A 12,432-nucleotide genomic window follows, 5' to 3' on the forward strand; every position below is an offset into this window, starting at 1 on the left:
GTGCAAGGTTTCGGGATTCACGCAAGTATGTGGACGATGAGCTGGGACCGCGCTAGCCCGGAGCGGGCCATTGCCTGCGCAAGCAAATACAAGGTGGACTTTATTGAGATTCCCTTGCTCGACGCGCCAGCGGTCGATGCGAAGCATACCCGCGATCTCTTGGAGAAGCATGGGCTTCGGGCGGCCTGCTCCCTGGTGCTGCCTGAGGCCGCTTGGGCGTCGGTGCGTCCCAACGCGGCAATCGAACACCTCAAGGTGGCGATCGACAAAGCCGCGGACATGGGTGGCGAGGTTCTCACGGGCGTCATCTATGGCGGAACCAACGAGCGAACCGGCGCTCCTCCAACGCAAGCCGAATACGACAACGTCGCTCGGGCTCTTGAAGTGGCTGCCAGGCAGGCAAAATCCCGAGGCATTCAACTCGGCGTCGAAGCCGTCAACCGCTACGAGAGCCATCTGATCAATTCCGCCGAGCAAGCGGTGGCGCTGGTCGAGCGTATCGGAATGGAAAACGTGTTCGTTCATTTGGATACGTTCCATATGAACATCGAGGAGAAGGGGTCGGCCAACGGCATCCTCGCCGCCCGAGATCATCTGAAATACATGCACTTGTCCGAAAGCGACCGAGGAACACCCGGCGCGGGAAATGTCCCTTGGGACTCAATCTTTGCCGCCTTGTCCGCAATCGGCTTCAAGGGAGCTTTGACCCTGGAGAGCTTTGTCAGCATGCCGCCAGAGATGGCCGGCGACATATCGACGTGGCGTCCGGTTGCCCGCGATGAAGAGGAAGTCATGGGCAATGGTCTCTCATTCTTGCGTGGCAAGGCCGCGCAATACGCGTTGGCCTGACGTCGAACGGCGCGGCGGGGTCAACGGCTATGGCCGCCGCATATCATTGGGAGGAGCTCCTTGAGCAACATTGAAGAAAACTCGAGCGAGATCGCCAAGATCGCAGTTCAGCGCTTTGCAGCCATGTGTGGTCGCAGAGTTCTGATTGCCATTGCGGGCGCCCCGGGGTCTGGGAAATCGACCCTCGCCGAAAGAGCTGTCCAGTTGATCAACGGTGAGCATCATCTCAGGGCAGCCCTTTTTCCTATGGATGGCTACCACTACGACGACGTTGTGCTGGAGCAGATGGGACGTCTGGCATTCAAGGGCGCCATCGATACGTTCGACGCCCACGGCCTACGCCACATGCTCAAGCGCCTGAAAACCAATGACGACGACGTCATTGCCGTCCCGGTCTTTGATCGTTCGATCGAAATTGCTCGAGCTGGTGGAAGTCTGGTTCCGCAGTCAACGGAGATCATCGTCTGCGAAGGAAACGATCTGCTTGCCCGACAGTCACCATGGGACAAGCTGAAAGAGATTTTCGACTTCACGGTGTTTGTTGACGTCGGCGAAGACCAGTTGCGACAGAGGCTGCAGGATCGCTGGCGGGGCTACGGGCTCGATCCCAAGGAAATCAACCGAAAGGTTGAGGAGAACGATCTGAGGAACGGCCTTGCCATCATATCGGGCAGCGCCGAGCCCGACCTCCGCGTCGACAACAATTAATCATCCGCCCGGCGGGCCGATTGCGGTCCGCCACCGTCATTCCGACCAAAGAAGCCATCCGCGGTGGGATTCAAATGCATTGACAACGTTAGGAGCACGACATGAACAAGCTAGGTGTACACGCTTTGGTCTGGGAGAAGGGCTGGAGCCACGACGAATGTGAACATGCAATCGCAAAGACCGCCGAGGTGGGCTATGACTTCATCGAGGCTCCCGCTCTCGATCCAAGCTCCATCGATGTCGACTACACCCGTCGCGTACTTGAGAAGCACGGGATCGGGATCAATTTTTCTCTGGGTCTAGACGCTGACACGGACATTTCGAGCGGTGATATCGAGAAGGCAAAGCGTGGCAAGGCCAAGCTTGAACAGGCACTGTCTGTCGCCCGCGACCTTGGCGCGACGCATGTCTGCGGCATTCTCCATTCGGCTTTCCAGAAGAACAGCATTCCGACGACTGCTGCTGGCGTCACGATGTCCGTGGACATTCTCGCTCAGGTGGCGGAGACGGCCGCCAAGAGCAACATCGTTCTCGGCCTCGAGGTCGTCAACCGCTACGAATCCAACCTGTTGAATACAGCGTCGCAGGGCGTCGAACTCTGCAAGCGGATCGGTGCTGACAATGTGAAGGTCCATCTCGATGTTTATCATATGAACATCGAGGAATCTGACGTTCCTTCCGCTATCAAAGATACCGGTAGCTACCTCGGTTACTTCCACACGGGTGATTCACACCGCGGTTACATGGGCTCCGGCACGATCGATCTGGCAGGCGTTTTCCGCGCCATCGTCGCATCCGGCTATACCGGACCGATCACCTTCGAGAGCTTCTCGTCACGCGTCGTCGGTCAGCCGTTGGAAGGTATCCTCGGAATTTGGCGTAATCTGTGGGAGGATGGTTATGACCTGGCATCCCACGCTCTCATGTATACGCGCGCTCAATTGAAGTCTGCTCAGGAGGCGCAACGTCAGGCCGAGCGCAGCCGACTGCCATAAGGGCGACGCGGAATACAAAGCTCGACCCCCGCGACAGTGTGACCTTCACGTAGCGGCTCCGTTGACGATGGTGTCGACGTCATCGATCACCTCATCAACATCATGTCGAAGCCCGAGGTCACATCCCGTCGGGCTTTCTCGCTATCGATGATCTCTCTGCCCTCGGGCGCCAGATAGGTTTTCAAGGCTCGCACAAAACCCAGCTTCCGTTGCGGTTGCAAATCCCTGCGATTTCTCGGTCAAGATGTCCAAGGGCACACGCATCGTGATCGGGTCTGAAAGTTCTCGATCTGGCATCGTTTTTAGCTCCGTTTGTAATACAAACATCGACCGACCAGGATTCGTCAAACGAGCCGACCTTAAAGAAAAGGGCGATTTCGACATTATCGTCGATATGGCTGATGCGGGCGGCGTCCGTCAGCATCCTGCTGCCGCCCTGAAAAGTACCGTCAGCACAAATCCGGGGCCCCACGACAGATATCCTCCACTACATTCAATGGCTTAATACAAAAAAGTACCGTCATGAGCCTCATGTCCCGCCGCTTCAGATCGTGGCCCAGAAACGCGGGACCACGCAGACCAGGCCGAACATCATCGGAGGTGGGCCGAAACCCGGCCTGCATGGCTGAAGCTGTAAGCGCGAGATTCGGTCTGCCAGCCGCATCGACCTGCGGCTCGCCCAAGCCATTGTGCAGCAACTTCCGTCGGGAGGGTGCCACATAAGCTAACGGTTTGGGTGCGCACGGCGCAACTCAGCTGGCTATGGTGCCGCCGCCGTCTACCGTGACGGTCGATCCACTGAGCCGGATTCCGGATTCCGGTTCCAGCCGAATGAGCCCATTTAACGTGGCTCCGCGGTCCGACTTTCGTCACACTACGTTCACCTTTAGTTCAGCCGGAGAGGATAATACTTCCTCCATTGGAGACGAGGAGAACAGTCATGAAATGGCTAGTCGTTGTCGCGTTGGGCTTGTTCATAAGTGCTCCGGCCAGCACGCCAGCTCAGGCGTTTCCGGCAGTGAACCCACCCGGGATCGAAGTGCAGAAGCGGGTAGAACCGGTGCAATGGCGTCACGGAGGGGGCGGACGCTGGAATGACCGCCACTACGGTGGTTACCACCGTCATCACGGATCGGATTGGGGGTTGGCCCTGGGTGGTTTAGCTCTCGGTACGATCATTGGTGGCGCGTTGGCACAGCCGTACTACGGTCCGTACGATGACGGGTATTATGACTCTCCCTACGGCTACGGCCGGCCTTACGGCTACTACCGGCCCTATCGCCAGTATGCACCTTCGGTCGCCTATGAAGGGGGCAGCCATGTGAGCTGGTGCTATGCGCGCTATCGGACATACAGAGCGTTCGACAATACCTACCAGCCTTATTATGGACCCCGCCGCCAATGCGTTGGCCCCTATTGATTGGTTCGCGCATCAATCCCGTAAGATGCGGTCGAGAGTCTGCATATTCTTATAAATGAGCAAAGCTGTATCCATACGCGGAAGGCCGCGGAATTGGCTCGCGCGCAGGCGCACTTGCTGATGTATGGTGAGGCTGTCGCTCAGGCGATGTACTGATCCTGGTTCTTTTCGGCCTCACGCAGCCTTTTCCACGTCCACGGGAGCAGTTCGTGCAGGCGGGAGACGTAGACACATTGTCTGAACGGAGCCTTCGCGCCCTCATTGCCGTCGCTCAAAGACATTGGTCATGAGCCTGAACGCGGCCGTTACCCCATGGGGGTCGGCAGTAGGTTGGCAACGAGCTCGCCTGGGACAAAGGTTACGGAAAGGTTTTCGATTCCCAGCGAGCAGTAGCGGTCCGTCCCAATTTCGCCTGCCAATATATTTCAACCTGTCACGGTCTTGGCATCGCTGTTCGACGTAGTTGTCAAAATGGAGCTCGTAATAAGGTGAACGAGATGATCCGCTCGTGACGCGAAAGAGGGTTGGTCGACCGCCCAGCCGAGAGCCGTCATTAGGGCGAACAGGTCGTCCCCGTTCATGTCTGCGCGCGCCTTACCGTCGGCCTGAGCACGAAGGAGTAGTCGAGCACTCGCTGAGTGTATTGCCGCACAAGAAGCATAAAGGGCGGAAGCCGGGTTCGTGTGAGCTGCAGCCATCATAGCGACAACGCCCTGATAAGTCTGAGCGAATCCGACCCATCCGCGAACCCAAGACTCAAGCGCTTCACCGGGCGAATTCGACGTTTCGAGTTCGGCTGCCTTCTGCGTCAGTGCGTCCAGGTTCGTGCACAGCAGCGCCTCGAACAACGCCTCTCGCGTCGGGAAATGGCGAAGCAGTGTGGCCAGCCCGACCTCGGCCCGGCGGGCGATATCGCGCATGGACGCATCGGAACCATGCTCCGTAACGACGCCACGCGCGACCTCGAGGATGTGGTCATAATTCTTTTTTGCGTCGGCTCGCATGTGACACCTTGTTAAAGGGATCAGTGACCCATATATGTGGACCACTGATCCACATTATAATTCGGATCGGTGATCCATATATAAAGTGTGTCTGGGAGCAAGGCAACAGAACCGCCGGGCAAACCTGCAAGGAACATGAACATGAGCACAATAAGCATCATCGGATCGGGAGACATGGCCGCAGCGATCGGCGGGCTAGCCGCCAAGGCCGGACACACCGTTGAGGTGATGAGCCGCGATCCCGTCAAGGGGCAGGCGTTGGCGGGCCGGATCGGAGGTAGCGCGACGACCGGCTCGTTCGGTGCCGCGCCCGCCGGGGACATCGTTATCCTGGCGGCCCCCTACGCGGTCGTTCTCGAAGTCGTGAAGCTTTACGGCGCGGGGTTGGCAGGCAAGCTCATCATCGACATCACCAACCCCGTCGCCTCCGACCTCAAGAGCTTCGTGACCCCGCAAGACAGCTTCGGCGCGCAGGAGATCGCCAAGGCTGCCCCCGCCGATGCCCATGTCGTCAAGGCGTTCAACACCCACTTCTCCCACGTCCTGGCCGCCGGTTCGCTCGAGGGCCGACCCTTGGACCTATTCATCGCCGGAGACGACGAGCAGGCGAAAGCTCGGGTCTCGGCGTTCGTCGAGGGCCTCGGACTGCGCCCGATGGATACCGGGCCATTGGCGATGGCGCGAACGCTAGAGCACGCCTGCCTGCTGTCGCTCGGCCTTATCGCTCACTCCATCAAACACGCCAACTTTGCAATCGGCGTCAGCCTTCCCGGCTGAACAGCACGTAAACCCCCTGCCACATCACATCAATCACAAGGAACAATGACATGCACGTTTTCGTAACTGGTGGAACCGGCCATATCGGTCCGTACATCATAGGTGATCTCATCGCTGCAGGACACGAGGTCACGGCGCTGGCCCGGTCGGACAAGTCCGCGGCGGAAGTCTTAGAACTCGGCGCGAAGGTGCGTCGCGGTGACCTCGAGGACCTCGACGGTCTTCGGGCGGCGGCGGCTGAGGCCGACGGTGTCATCCACGTCGCGCACCGACAGGACCTGCTGCCCTCCGGTGGAATCGACGCCGTGGCCGCCGCAGAAGTCCAGATCATGCTCGCCTACGGTGATGGGCTGGCGGGCACCGGAAAGCCGCTGGTCGTATCCGGGAGCATCGGCTCGCCCGGTTGGGAGAAACTGGGCCGTCCGGCAACCGAGGAAGACCCCGCCCTCCCTGGTGGCGATGCGTACAAGGGCACTCTCCGGGTTCGCAACATCGTGGAAACCACGGTCATCGACCTTGCAAAGCGAGGCGTACGCTCTTCGGTCGTGCGGATTCCTACCATCGTGCACAGCACGACCGACGGTGCCGGCTTTTTCCCGCTGCTGAGCGGGCTCGCGAAGGAGAAGGGCGTCATCGGTTATCCCGGAGACGGGACGAACGTGTGGCCAGCCATTCACAGCCGCGATCTTGCCTCCCTGTTTCGCCTGGCACTGGAGAAGGGACCTGCGGGCAAATCCTGGCACGGGATCGCCGACGAAGGTATTGCGTTCCGTAAGATTGCTGAGGCCATCGGCAGCCGTCTCGGCCTGCCAGCCGTGAGCATACCCGCGGATGTCCTGATGTTGCCGGGATACTTCGGGTTCCTCGCGAACCTGGTCACGCTTGACCTTCCGGCGACCAGCCACATCACCCGGCAGACCCTCGGTTGGCAGCCTACGCAGGCGGGCCTCCTCGAGGACATCGACAACGGCCAATACTTTCCGGCCAGCTAAGACTTTCACGTGCGCCGAGCCGATGGGTTCGGCGCACGTGAGGCAATCGTCCGGGCTGTCCCGCTTCGAGGCCAACAGCAACCCACGACTCAATAGGAGACTGCACATGAGCGCTATCAGCATCATCGGCTCTGGAAAGATGGCCGCGGCGATAGGCGGCCGTATCGCCAAAGCTGGACACACCGTCGAGGTGGCGAGCCGCGACCCTGCCAAGGCGCGCGCGCTGGCCGACCAACTCGCACACGGAGCCACGACAGGGACATACGGCTCCGTCCCTACCGGGGAGATCGTCATCCTCGCCGTGCCTTATGAGCATGCGGCAGCCGCCGTGGCCGACTACGGGAACGCGCTCGACAGCAAGGTGATCATCGACATCACCAACCCCGTCGCTCCCGATCTCTCGGGGCTCGTCACCCCCAACGGCAGTTCCGGCGCGCAGGAGACAGCGAAGAGCCTCCCCGCCAACGCCCATATCGTGAAGGCCTTCAACACCATCTTCGGACATGTCCTTGCGAAAGGCGGACGTCTCGATGCATTCATCGCGGCCGACGATGCGGACGCCAAGACACGCGTCTCGACCTTTCTCGAAAGCCTCGACCTGCGTCCGCTCGACATCGGCGGTCTGCATATGGCCCAAACGCTCGAGTCGCTCGGCCTGATGATGATTGGTCTGGCCAAAAACGGGGCTGGCACCTGGGACTTTGCCCTGAACGTGGACATTGGTTGAGCCGCCGAGACCACGTTCCCACTGACGTATTCACAGCGTGTTCGGTAACTCGGACACGCGGTGATCAAAGAACGATGGAGAGATTTCGATGAGCATCGAAAAGAATATCCAGACGGTGAGGGACTTTTTCGCGGCGATGGGCCGCGGTGACAAGGAGCGTCTGCTGGCTTTATCTGCGGAAGATATCGAGTGGATCATTCCGGGCGAAAACTGGCCGCTGGCTGGAATGCACCGCGGGCACCCCGGACTGGAAGATTTGCTTCAGAAGGCTTCGGAGGCGATGGAAACTTCGTTTACGAAGCCTCCAGAATTCGTGGCGCAGGGAGACAGGGTTATGGTCATCGGCGTCGCCACCGGGAAGGTCAAAGCCACGAACAAACCGTGGGAGGACAACTGGGTCTTTGCAATTACTGTCCGGAACGGCAAACTGACGCACATTCGGGAGTACGTCGATACACAGGCGCTGGCACGGGCATCCGAGTTGGACGCCCGTGTCAAGTATTGACCCATCGACACGGCCTACAAAAAGCGCTCACATCGGCGCGACAATGGAACGTGGACGTTGGGGCCCGACCCGAATGACAGGTTCCGGGACGTCGAGTTGATAGGATGAACGACAAAGTGGCCAGAGTTCCCTTTGCTTTCCTCGTCGACGAAGGACAGCTTTTCCCCTTTCAATGTCCGAAAGCCGCTGGGCTGAAGTCGGCCCAAATCGGTCAACGCTGCGTATCGCCAATGTCTCCTATTGGCGGGTTGTGTCGAAAACGTCTCGCTAAGACGTAACAGCGGAGGCTGGAGACTATGCCGAGCTTTCGATCATGGATTACCGGAAATCTCGGGCGTTAGGAAACGGGCTCGGCTAGTCTCCGGCTCGGCATAAGTTCCCGACCTGCATATCGATTCACTGAAGTTGTATAGCAGGAATTTTCACTAGCTGCGAAGATTCCACTGGCGGGCCGCCACCACACTTCGACCGCATCCCAAAGGAGGCAAATCGGTGGACGATGAGTTCCTGCCTGAACTCGAAGCGACGCTCGAAGTGCCATCCCACACTGATGGCAGCGAATGGTCACGGTTGGACCAACTGTGGGCCGCTGAAGATCGACGCGCCCACAGCAGCGTTCGATCAATCTTTTGAAGGACTACTGGTCCATCAAAGATCCCTTTTGCGACGCGATTTAAAAGCTACCTATACACAGGAGGAAGCACAATCTTGCGTTAGCGTGTATCGAAAACAGTATTGACAATCTGGGTTGTATTCCGTAGCGACGAAAGCTCCTACCTATCAGCACTCCCACTTGATTTCGTAAATGTTCTCCTTCTTTGAATGGCATCGCGCATGACGGCCTGGTACTACAAATATCGGGGCCAGCAAATGGGGCCGGTTTCGGCTCTTGAAATCAGAATTTTAGTCGAAGCAGGCCAACTTGCGCGCGAAACTAAGGTGTGGCACGAAGGCTTTGCAAACTGGCGAGTAGCTTCGGAGATTCAGGAGCTAAATGGCGACGACGAGCAGGTGACTCCTGGTACGTCATTATCGGCCACGCGTTCGGAATTCCCTAAAGACGCATCCGGGCAAGTTGACCCACAGTCCCTAGAGCTGCGATCGGATGCGGCCAAGCTGGTTCCATCGACGTCGTACCGGTGGGACGAAGGCAAATTGCTTAGAGCCGTGCTCGGCAGCTTCGTTTTTGCGGCTTTGATAGTTGGGAACATATGGATGTCGGAAGGCGCAGGCCGCTTTCCGGGAATTGTTGTTTCGTGGCTCGGCGGCGCATTTTTCGGATTGATCTGTGTAGCAGGGTTGCTCAAGCTCTTCTCAAGGGAACTTGCTCTTGCGGTATCGGGCGACGGCATTGGGTTGCCGAGTTTCAGCACTGAGCCGATTCCGTGGCACGCCGTCAAGAACCTCGGCAGATTTCAGAGCCGGCATGTAGACGTGCGTGACGTGCGTGACGTTGGGAGGGAACTTGGAGTCACTTACGTGGTCGAAGGCACTGTTCGCCGGGGAGGGGATCGGCTGCGTATTTCTGTGCAACTGGTCGACGCCGAGATGCGGACCCAGCTTTGGTCCGAGCGTTATGAGGGCGCGACCCAGGACATCTTCGAGTTCCGGACAGGATCGCAGCGCAGGTCGCGGGCGCAATACATCCAGCCATCCGCAGCGCGGAAATCGAGCTGTCGAAGCGTAAGCCGCCAAGCAGTCTGCGGGCCTATGACCTCGTCATGCGCGCCTACCCATACCTCTGGGGTCACAACAAGGATGCTATCAAGCGGGCAATACCACTACTTCAGGATGCCATCGCAATCGACTCTGCTTACGGCCGAGCCCATGCATTTCTGGCATGGTGCCACGCCCAGAACGTCGGCTACATCTGGACCGAAGAACCGCAGCGGGACCTGGAACGCGCATTGAGGGCCATCGAGGCTGCGGCGGGCTCCATCGACGATGATCCGACTGCCTTGACCGCCGCCGGTGGAGCGTTGAGCCACTGCGGCGATCAGGAGCGTGCGGCGGCCTACCTTGAAAGAGCGCTGGCGCTCGATCCAAACAATGCCTGGGCATGGGCGAGGTTTGGCTGGGTTGCAAGCTACAAAGGTGAGACTGATCGCGCTACAGAGCGGTTCGAGCGAGCGCTGACGCTCAGTCCGGCGGACCCGCTTGCATTCAACATGAGGATGGGATTCGCCCTTTCATTGGCCATGGCAGGCTCCCTTTCCGAGGCCGTTGCCATCGCCCGTGAGGTAATCAACAAACATCCAGAGGTGACCTGGCCCTATCGAATGATGACTGCCTGGTCGGCAATGAGTGGCGACCTGAAGACGGCTCAATGGGCCGCGAAGAAGCTATTGGCAGCCGAGCCAGGCTTTACGATCGAGCGCTATCTGTCGCGGCCCGTGTTTCAAGGGGTACCGCAATGGGCAGATCAGACGGCCAAGGGCTTGCGGCAAGCAGGATTGCCCGAACACTGACTGCAGTTCAGAGACTTTGATTAAGGATAAGCAAGGTCCGCTGTCGGCCGCGGAGGCGCTTTTCGGAGGTATGCAGCATTTTATGGTCTTTGCTATCTTGCCGGAAAGTCGCCGGCGATGATTGCATCGCGACAGCTTAAAGCCAGACCAGAGCCGGTCATCGAGCCGCCCCCTCCCAGAAAGACCGGCGAACATCGTCTTGAGGAACTGTCAGGTTACGGGGCTGCCAAGGAATGGGGCCTTCAGCTCACCGCAGCAGTTTGTCCGAATCCGGGATGACGGCGGAACCCTCTTCCTGATCGATCATGGTACTCGCCCATGTCTATCTCGTTCAAGCAGCGGGACCAAAAATCCGACGGGCTCGGCCTCGGTCCGTATATTGTGTCTAAGATCGCAAAAGGCCCAGGATTCTACTGACTTACTCGCGAACCTCAAGCCGGTCGCCGTATTTCAAGGCAAGCCGCCGACACTCGTCGCAGTCAAGCGTTATACCTTCCAACTCTATTGTCGCACTTGCGGTGCTACAAACGGAGGCATCGAGCCTCGCGACGTGCAGGATCGCGTTGCCAAGCAGCAACTTGCATGGAGCAGTCTCAACTTCGGGCCCGCTGACGCTATGCGCAACGATGCCTCGCACGGTAGCGAGCCAATTGCGCTTTCGGAAGATGCTCCTGTCCTCAACCATCAATCCCACCGCGGTCTGGGTTTCTCCGAGGAAACCCCTTCGAAAATCGATTGTTCCGCAAGAACCGCCTCGTCGCGGGCTGCCCAGACCTAAGTCCCAAACCAGAATTTTCTTAACGTTCGCAGATTTCTTCACGAAGGTAAGTAAAAGGATGATCGCTATGCATTTCGGCACAGACTCTTCCGCGGACGAAGACTAGACGCAGCGATGTCCGCCGAGCCTGATCTCGATATCTCGATGCTGGGTCGTGTGGTGTTGCTTGAGGGCTATATCCAGCGCCTAAGATCGCGAGGCCGGACCCAACTGGCAGCTGGGGGTCCATGCCAGGATCAAGGACGAACCGACTGCTGCGAGCTTAGTTCTCAGTGAATGACACCGATCACGAGTATGCCTGCCTCTTCCGCGGCTCGAACGAGGGCAGCACGCGCATCCTTGACCGAAACGTCACCGTAAAGAGCATCCAGGCAAGTCTTTACGGCGATCATGTATTCCTCACCGTCATCAGAGGGCCAGGCGAGGATCAGCGCCTCTGCCATATCGCGGAGCGATTTGACGAGCCTGTTCTCTTTCTGTCCGCTCATAACAAGCATCAGAGGAGCGAACTCTTCGCTTCTGTGCCGTTTCATTACACCGACCCTTTGCATGGCTAAGTAATTCATTAACCGTGCAAGAACCGTTCCTGACAGCAACGTCGCTCGGCCGCCCGACGCGGGTCGGAAATTGGTGGCTTCATCACGGAGGTCTAGGCGGCGGTCTCGCAACGACTAAGCCTTCCCTGTGTCCTTTTCGAATAAGGAGGAGGTCGATTTAAGCCAGATGACAACGGGGGGAAGTCGGACCTAAGTCTGACTGGCAGCTTCTGGGGCGCTATTCATATTAGAAGTATGGAAACCACGATGTTCCGAGGAGGGCGGAACGGGAGGAGTGAAACTATGAAGTTCGGTTCTGACAACTTCAGCCACGAACAGTGCTGTTCGCAAGGCCACAGTTCTGCATCGACCATCGCGACGATCCAATCCGCGGTCTCAGCTGACCCAGACATCGATAGCAATGCCATTACGATCCATATGCTTGGCCCAGTCGTCCTACTCGAGGGCTATATCACGAACGCCGCTGACCGTGACAAGGCGATCTCTATTGCCGCGATGATCGTCGGCTTCGAGAACGTCCAGGACCGGATGTTGAGCCGTTTTCCGACCCAATAGTCTACCTTGGTTGCGGGGGATAGGACTAAGGTCCTGCGGCCCGCGGACTAAAGTCCTGCCTTGGGAACAGTCGCTCCATCAGACGGTTTGTCTGCAG

At 58.4% G+C, this 12,432-nt stretch carries 13 protein-coding genes and 2 pseudogenes; 11 read left to right on the forward strand and 4 right to left on the reverse strand.

Translation table 11 applies throughout. The features are described from left to right. The 3 genes from WGT02_RS27930 to WGT02_RS27940 all read left to right on the forward strand — a co-directional run bounded on the left by WGT02_RS27930 (position 1) and on the right by WGT02_RS27940 (position 2,552). Positions 1 to 849: a sugar phosphate isomerase/epimerase gene (locus WGT02_RS27930; protein ID WP_208247958.1), complete on the forward strand. Its 849-nt coding sequence runs from the start codon at positions 1 to 3 to the stop codon at positions 847 to 849. A gap of 60 nt (positions 850 to 909) precedes the next feature. Then, positions 910 to 1,557 carry a nucleoside/nucleotide kinase family protein gene (locus WGT02_RS27935; RefSeq protein WP_208247696.1) on the forward strand — a complete coding sequence of 216 codons (648 nt, stop codon included), beginning with the start codon at positions 910 to 912 and terminating at the stop codon, positions 1,555 to 1,557. A gap of 101 nt (positions 1,558 to 1,658) precedes the next feature. Next, positions 1,659 to 2,552, forward strand: a complete 894-nt coding sequence (locus tag WGT02_RS27940) for a sugar phosphate isomerase/epimerase (RefSeq protein ID WP_024317621.1) — start codon at positions 1,659 to 1,661, stop codon at positions 2,550 to 2,552. 181 nt (positions 2,553 to 2,733) lie between these two features. Here WGT02_RS27940 and WGT02_RS27945 read toward each other — a convergent pair whose 3' ends face one another. Next, positions 2,734 to 2,976, reverse strand: coding sequence for a hypothetical protein (locus tag WGT02_RS27945; RefSeq protein ID WP_024317622.1), 243 nt, complete (start codon positions 2,974 to 2,976; stop codon positions 2,734 to 2,736). Positions 2,977 to 3,492: 516 nt separating this feature from the next. Between WGT02_RS27945 and WGT02_RS27950 the strand changes: the two genes are divergently transcribed. Next, on the forward strand, positions 3,493 to 3,972 hold the full coding sequence (locus WGT02_RS27950) for a BA14K family protein (protein WP_208247698.1): 480 nt from the start codon (positions 3,493 to 3,495) through the stop codon (positions 3,970 to 3,972). Positions 3,973 to 4,397: 425 nt separating this feature from the next. Here WGT02_RS27950 and WGT02_RS27955 read toward each other — a convergent pair whose 3' ends face one another. Continuing rightward, positions 4,398 to 4,976 (reverse strand): TetR/AcrR family transcriptional regulator, encoded by a 579-nt coding sequence (locus WGT02_RS27955; protein WP_208247700.1) that lies wholly within the window; start codon positions 4,974 to 4,976, stop codon positions 4,398 to 4,400. A 141-nt stretch (positions 4,977 to 5,117) separates the two neighbouring features. Between WGT02_RS27955 and WGT02_RS27960 the strand changes: the two genes are divergently transcribed. The 6 genes and pseudogenes from WGT02_RS27960 to WGT02_RS27985 form a co-directional block, all read left to right on the forward strand. Beyond that, entirely contained in the window at positions 5,118 to 5,753 is a 636-nt protein-coding gene (locus WGT02_RS27960) for an NADPH-dependent F420 reductase (RefSeq protein WP_208247702.1), read from the forward strand. Between the two features lie 50 nt (positions 5,754 to 5,803). Next, positions 5,804 to 6,745, forward strand: a complete 942-nt coding sequence (locus WGT02_RS27965; RefSeq protein ID WP_024317625.1) for an SDR family oxidoreductase — start codon at positions 5,804 to 5,806, stop codon at positions 6,743 to 6,745. A 106-nt stretch (positions 6,746 to 6,851) separates the two neighbouring features. Next, positions 6,852 to 7,472 carry an NADPH-dependent F420 reductase gene (locus tag WGT02_RS27970; RefSeq protein ID WP_208247704.1) on the forward strand — a complete coding sequence of 207 codons (621 nt, stop codon included), beginning with the start codon at positions 6,852 to 6,854 and terminating at the stop codon, positions 7,470 to 7,472. Between the two features lie 88 nt (positions 7,473 to 7,560). After that, positions 7,561 to 7,977: a nuclear transport factor 2 family protein gene (locus WGT02_RS27975; protein WP_208247707.1), complete on the forward strand. Its 417-nt coding sequence runs from the start codon at positions 7,561 to 7,563 to the stop codon at positions 7,975 to 7,977. Positions 7,978 to 8,847: 870 nt separating this feature from the next. Next, a pseudogene (locus WGT02_RS27980) lies at positions 8,848 to 8,910 on the forward strand (hypothetical protein); the annotation flags it as partial. Positions 8,911 to 9,417: 507 nt separating this feature from the next. After that, a pseudogene (locus WGT02_RS27985) lies at positions 9,418 to 10,445 on the forward strand (tetratricopeptide repeat protein); the annotation flags it as partial. Positions 10,446 to 10,863: 418 nt separating this feature from the next. On the opposite strand, the gene WGT02_RS27990 reads toward WGT02_RS27985, so the two are convergent. Further along, on the reverse strand, positions 10,864 to 11,130 hold the full coding sequence (locus tag WGT02_RS27990) for a hypothetical protein (protein WP_024317631.1): 267 nt from the start codon (positions 11,128 to 11,130) through the stop codon (positions 10,864 to 10,866). Positions 11,131 to 11,492: 362 nt separating this feature from the next. After that, the gene (locus WGT02_RS27995; RefSeq protein WP_024317632.1) at positions 11,493 to 11,774 is read right to left on the reverse strand and encodes a DUF982 domain-containing protein; all 282 of its coding nucleotides are present in this window, start codon (positions 11,772 to 11,774) and stop codon (positions 11,493 to 11,495) included. Positions 11,775 to 12,062: 288 nt separating this feature from the next. Here WGT02_RS27995 and WGT02_RS28000 point away from each other — a divergent pair, with 288 nt between their 5' ends. Further along, entirely contained in the window at positions 12,063 to 12,335 is a 273-nt protein-coding gene (locus WGT02_RS28000) for a BON domain-containing protein (protein WP_208247709.1), read from the forward strand. Positions 12,336 to 12,432: the final 97 nt, after the last annotated feature.

This window comes from Rhizobium sp. T1470, assembly GCF_042140505.1.
In the GTDB taxonomy this organism is placed as follows: Bacteria; Pseudomonadota; Alphaproteobacteria; order Rhizobiales; family Rhizobiaceae; genus Rhizobium; species Rhizobium favelukesii.

Coding starts and splice junctions, on each gene's coding strand:
- WGT02_RS27940 (WP_024317621.1), top strand. CDS start 1,659: ATGAACAAGCTAGGTGTACACGCTTTGGTCTGGGAGAAGGGCTGGAGC.
- WGT02_RS27945 (WP_024317622.1), bottom strand. CDS start 2,976: ATGCTGACGGACGCCGCCCGCATCAGCCATATCGACGATAATGTCGAA.
- WGT02_RS27950 (WP_208247698.1), top strand. CDS start 3,493: ATGAAATGGCTAGTCGTTGTCGCGTTGGGCTTGTTCATAAGTGCTCCG.
- WGT02_RS27955 (WP_208247700.1), bottom strand. CDS start 4,976: ATGCGAGCCGACGCAAAAAAGAATTATGACCACATCCTCGAGGTCGCG.
- WGT02_RS27960 (WP_208247702.1), top strand. CDS start 5,118: ATGAGCACAATAAGCATCATCGGATCGGGAGACATGGCCGCAGCGATC.
- WGT02_RS27965 (WP_024317625.1), top strand. CDS start 5,804: ATGCACGTTTTCGTAACTGGTGGAACCGGCCATATCGGTCCGTACATC.
- WGT02_RS27970 (WP_208247704.1), top strand. CDS start 6,852: ATGAGCGCTATCAGCATCATCGGCTCTGGAAAGATGGCCGCGGCGATA.
- WGT02_RS27975 (WP_208247707.1), top strand. CDS start 7,561: ATGAGCATCGAAAAGAATATCCAGACGGTGAGGGACTTTTTCGCGGCG.
- WGT02_RS27990 (WP_024317631.1), bottom strand. CDS start 11,130: ATGGTTGAGGACAGGAGCATCTTCCGAAAGCGCAATTGGCTCGCTACC.
- WGT02_RS27995 (WP_024317632.1), bottom strand. CDS start 11,774: ATGCAAAGGGTCGGTGTAATGAAACGGCACAGAAGCGAAGAGTTCGCT.
- WGT02_RS28000 (WP_208247709.1), top strand. CDS start 12,063: ATGAAGTTCGGTTCTGACAACTTCAGCCACGAACAGTGCTGTTCGCAA.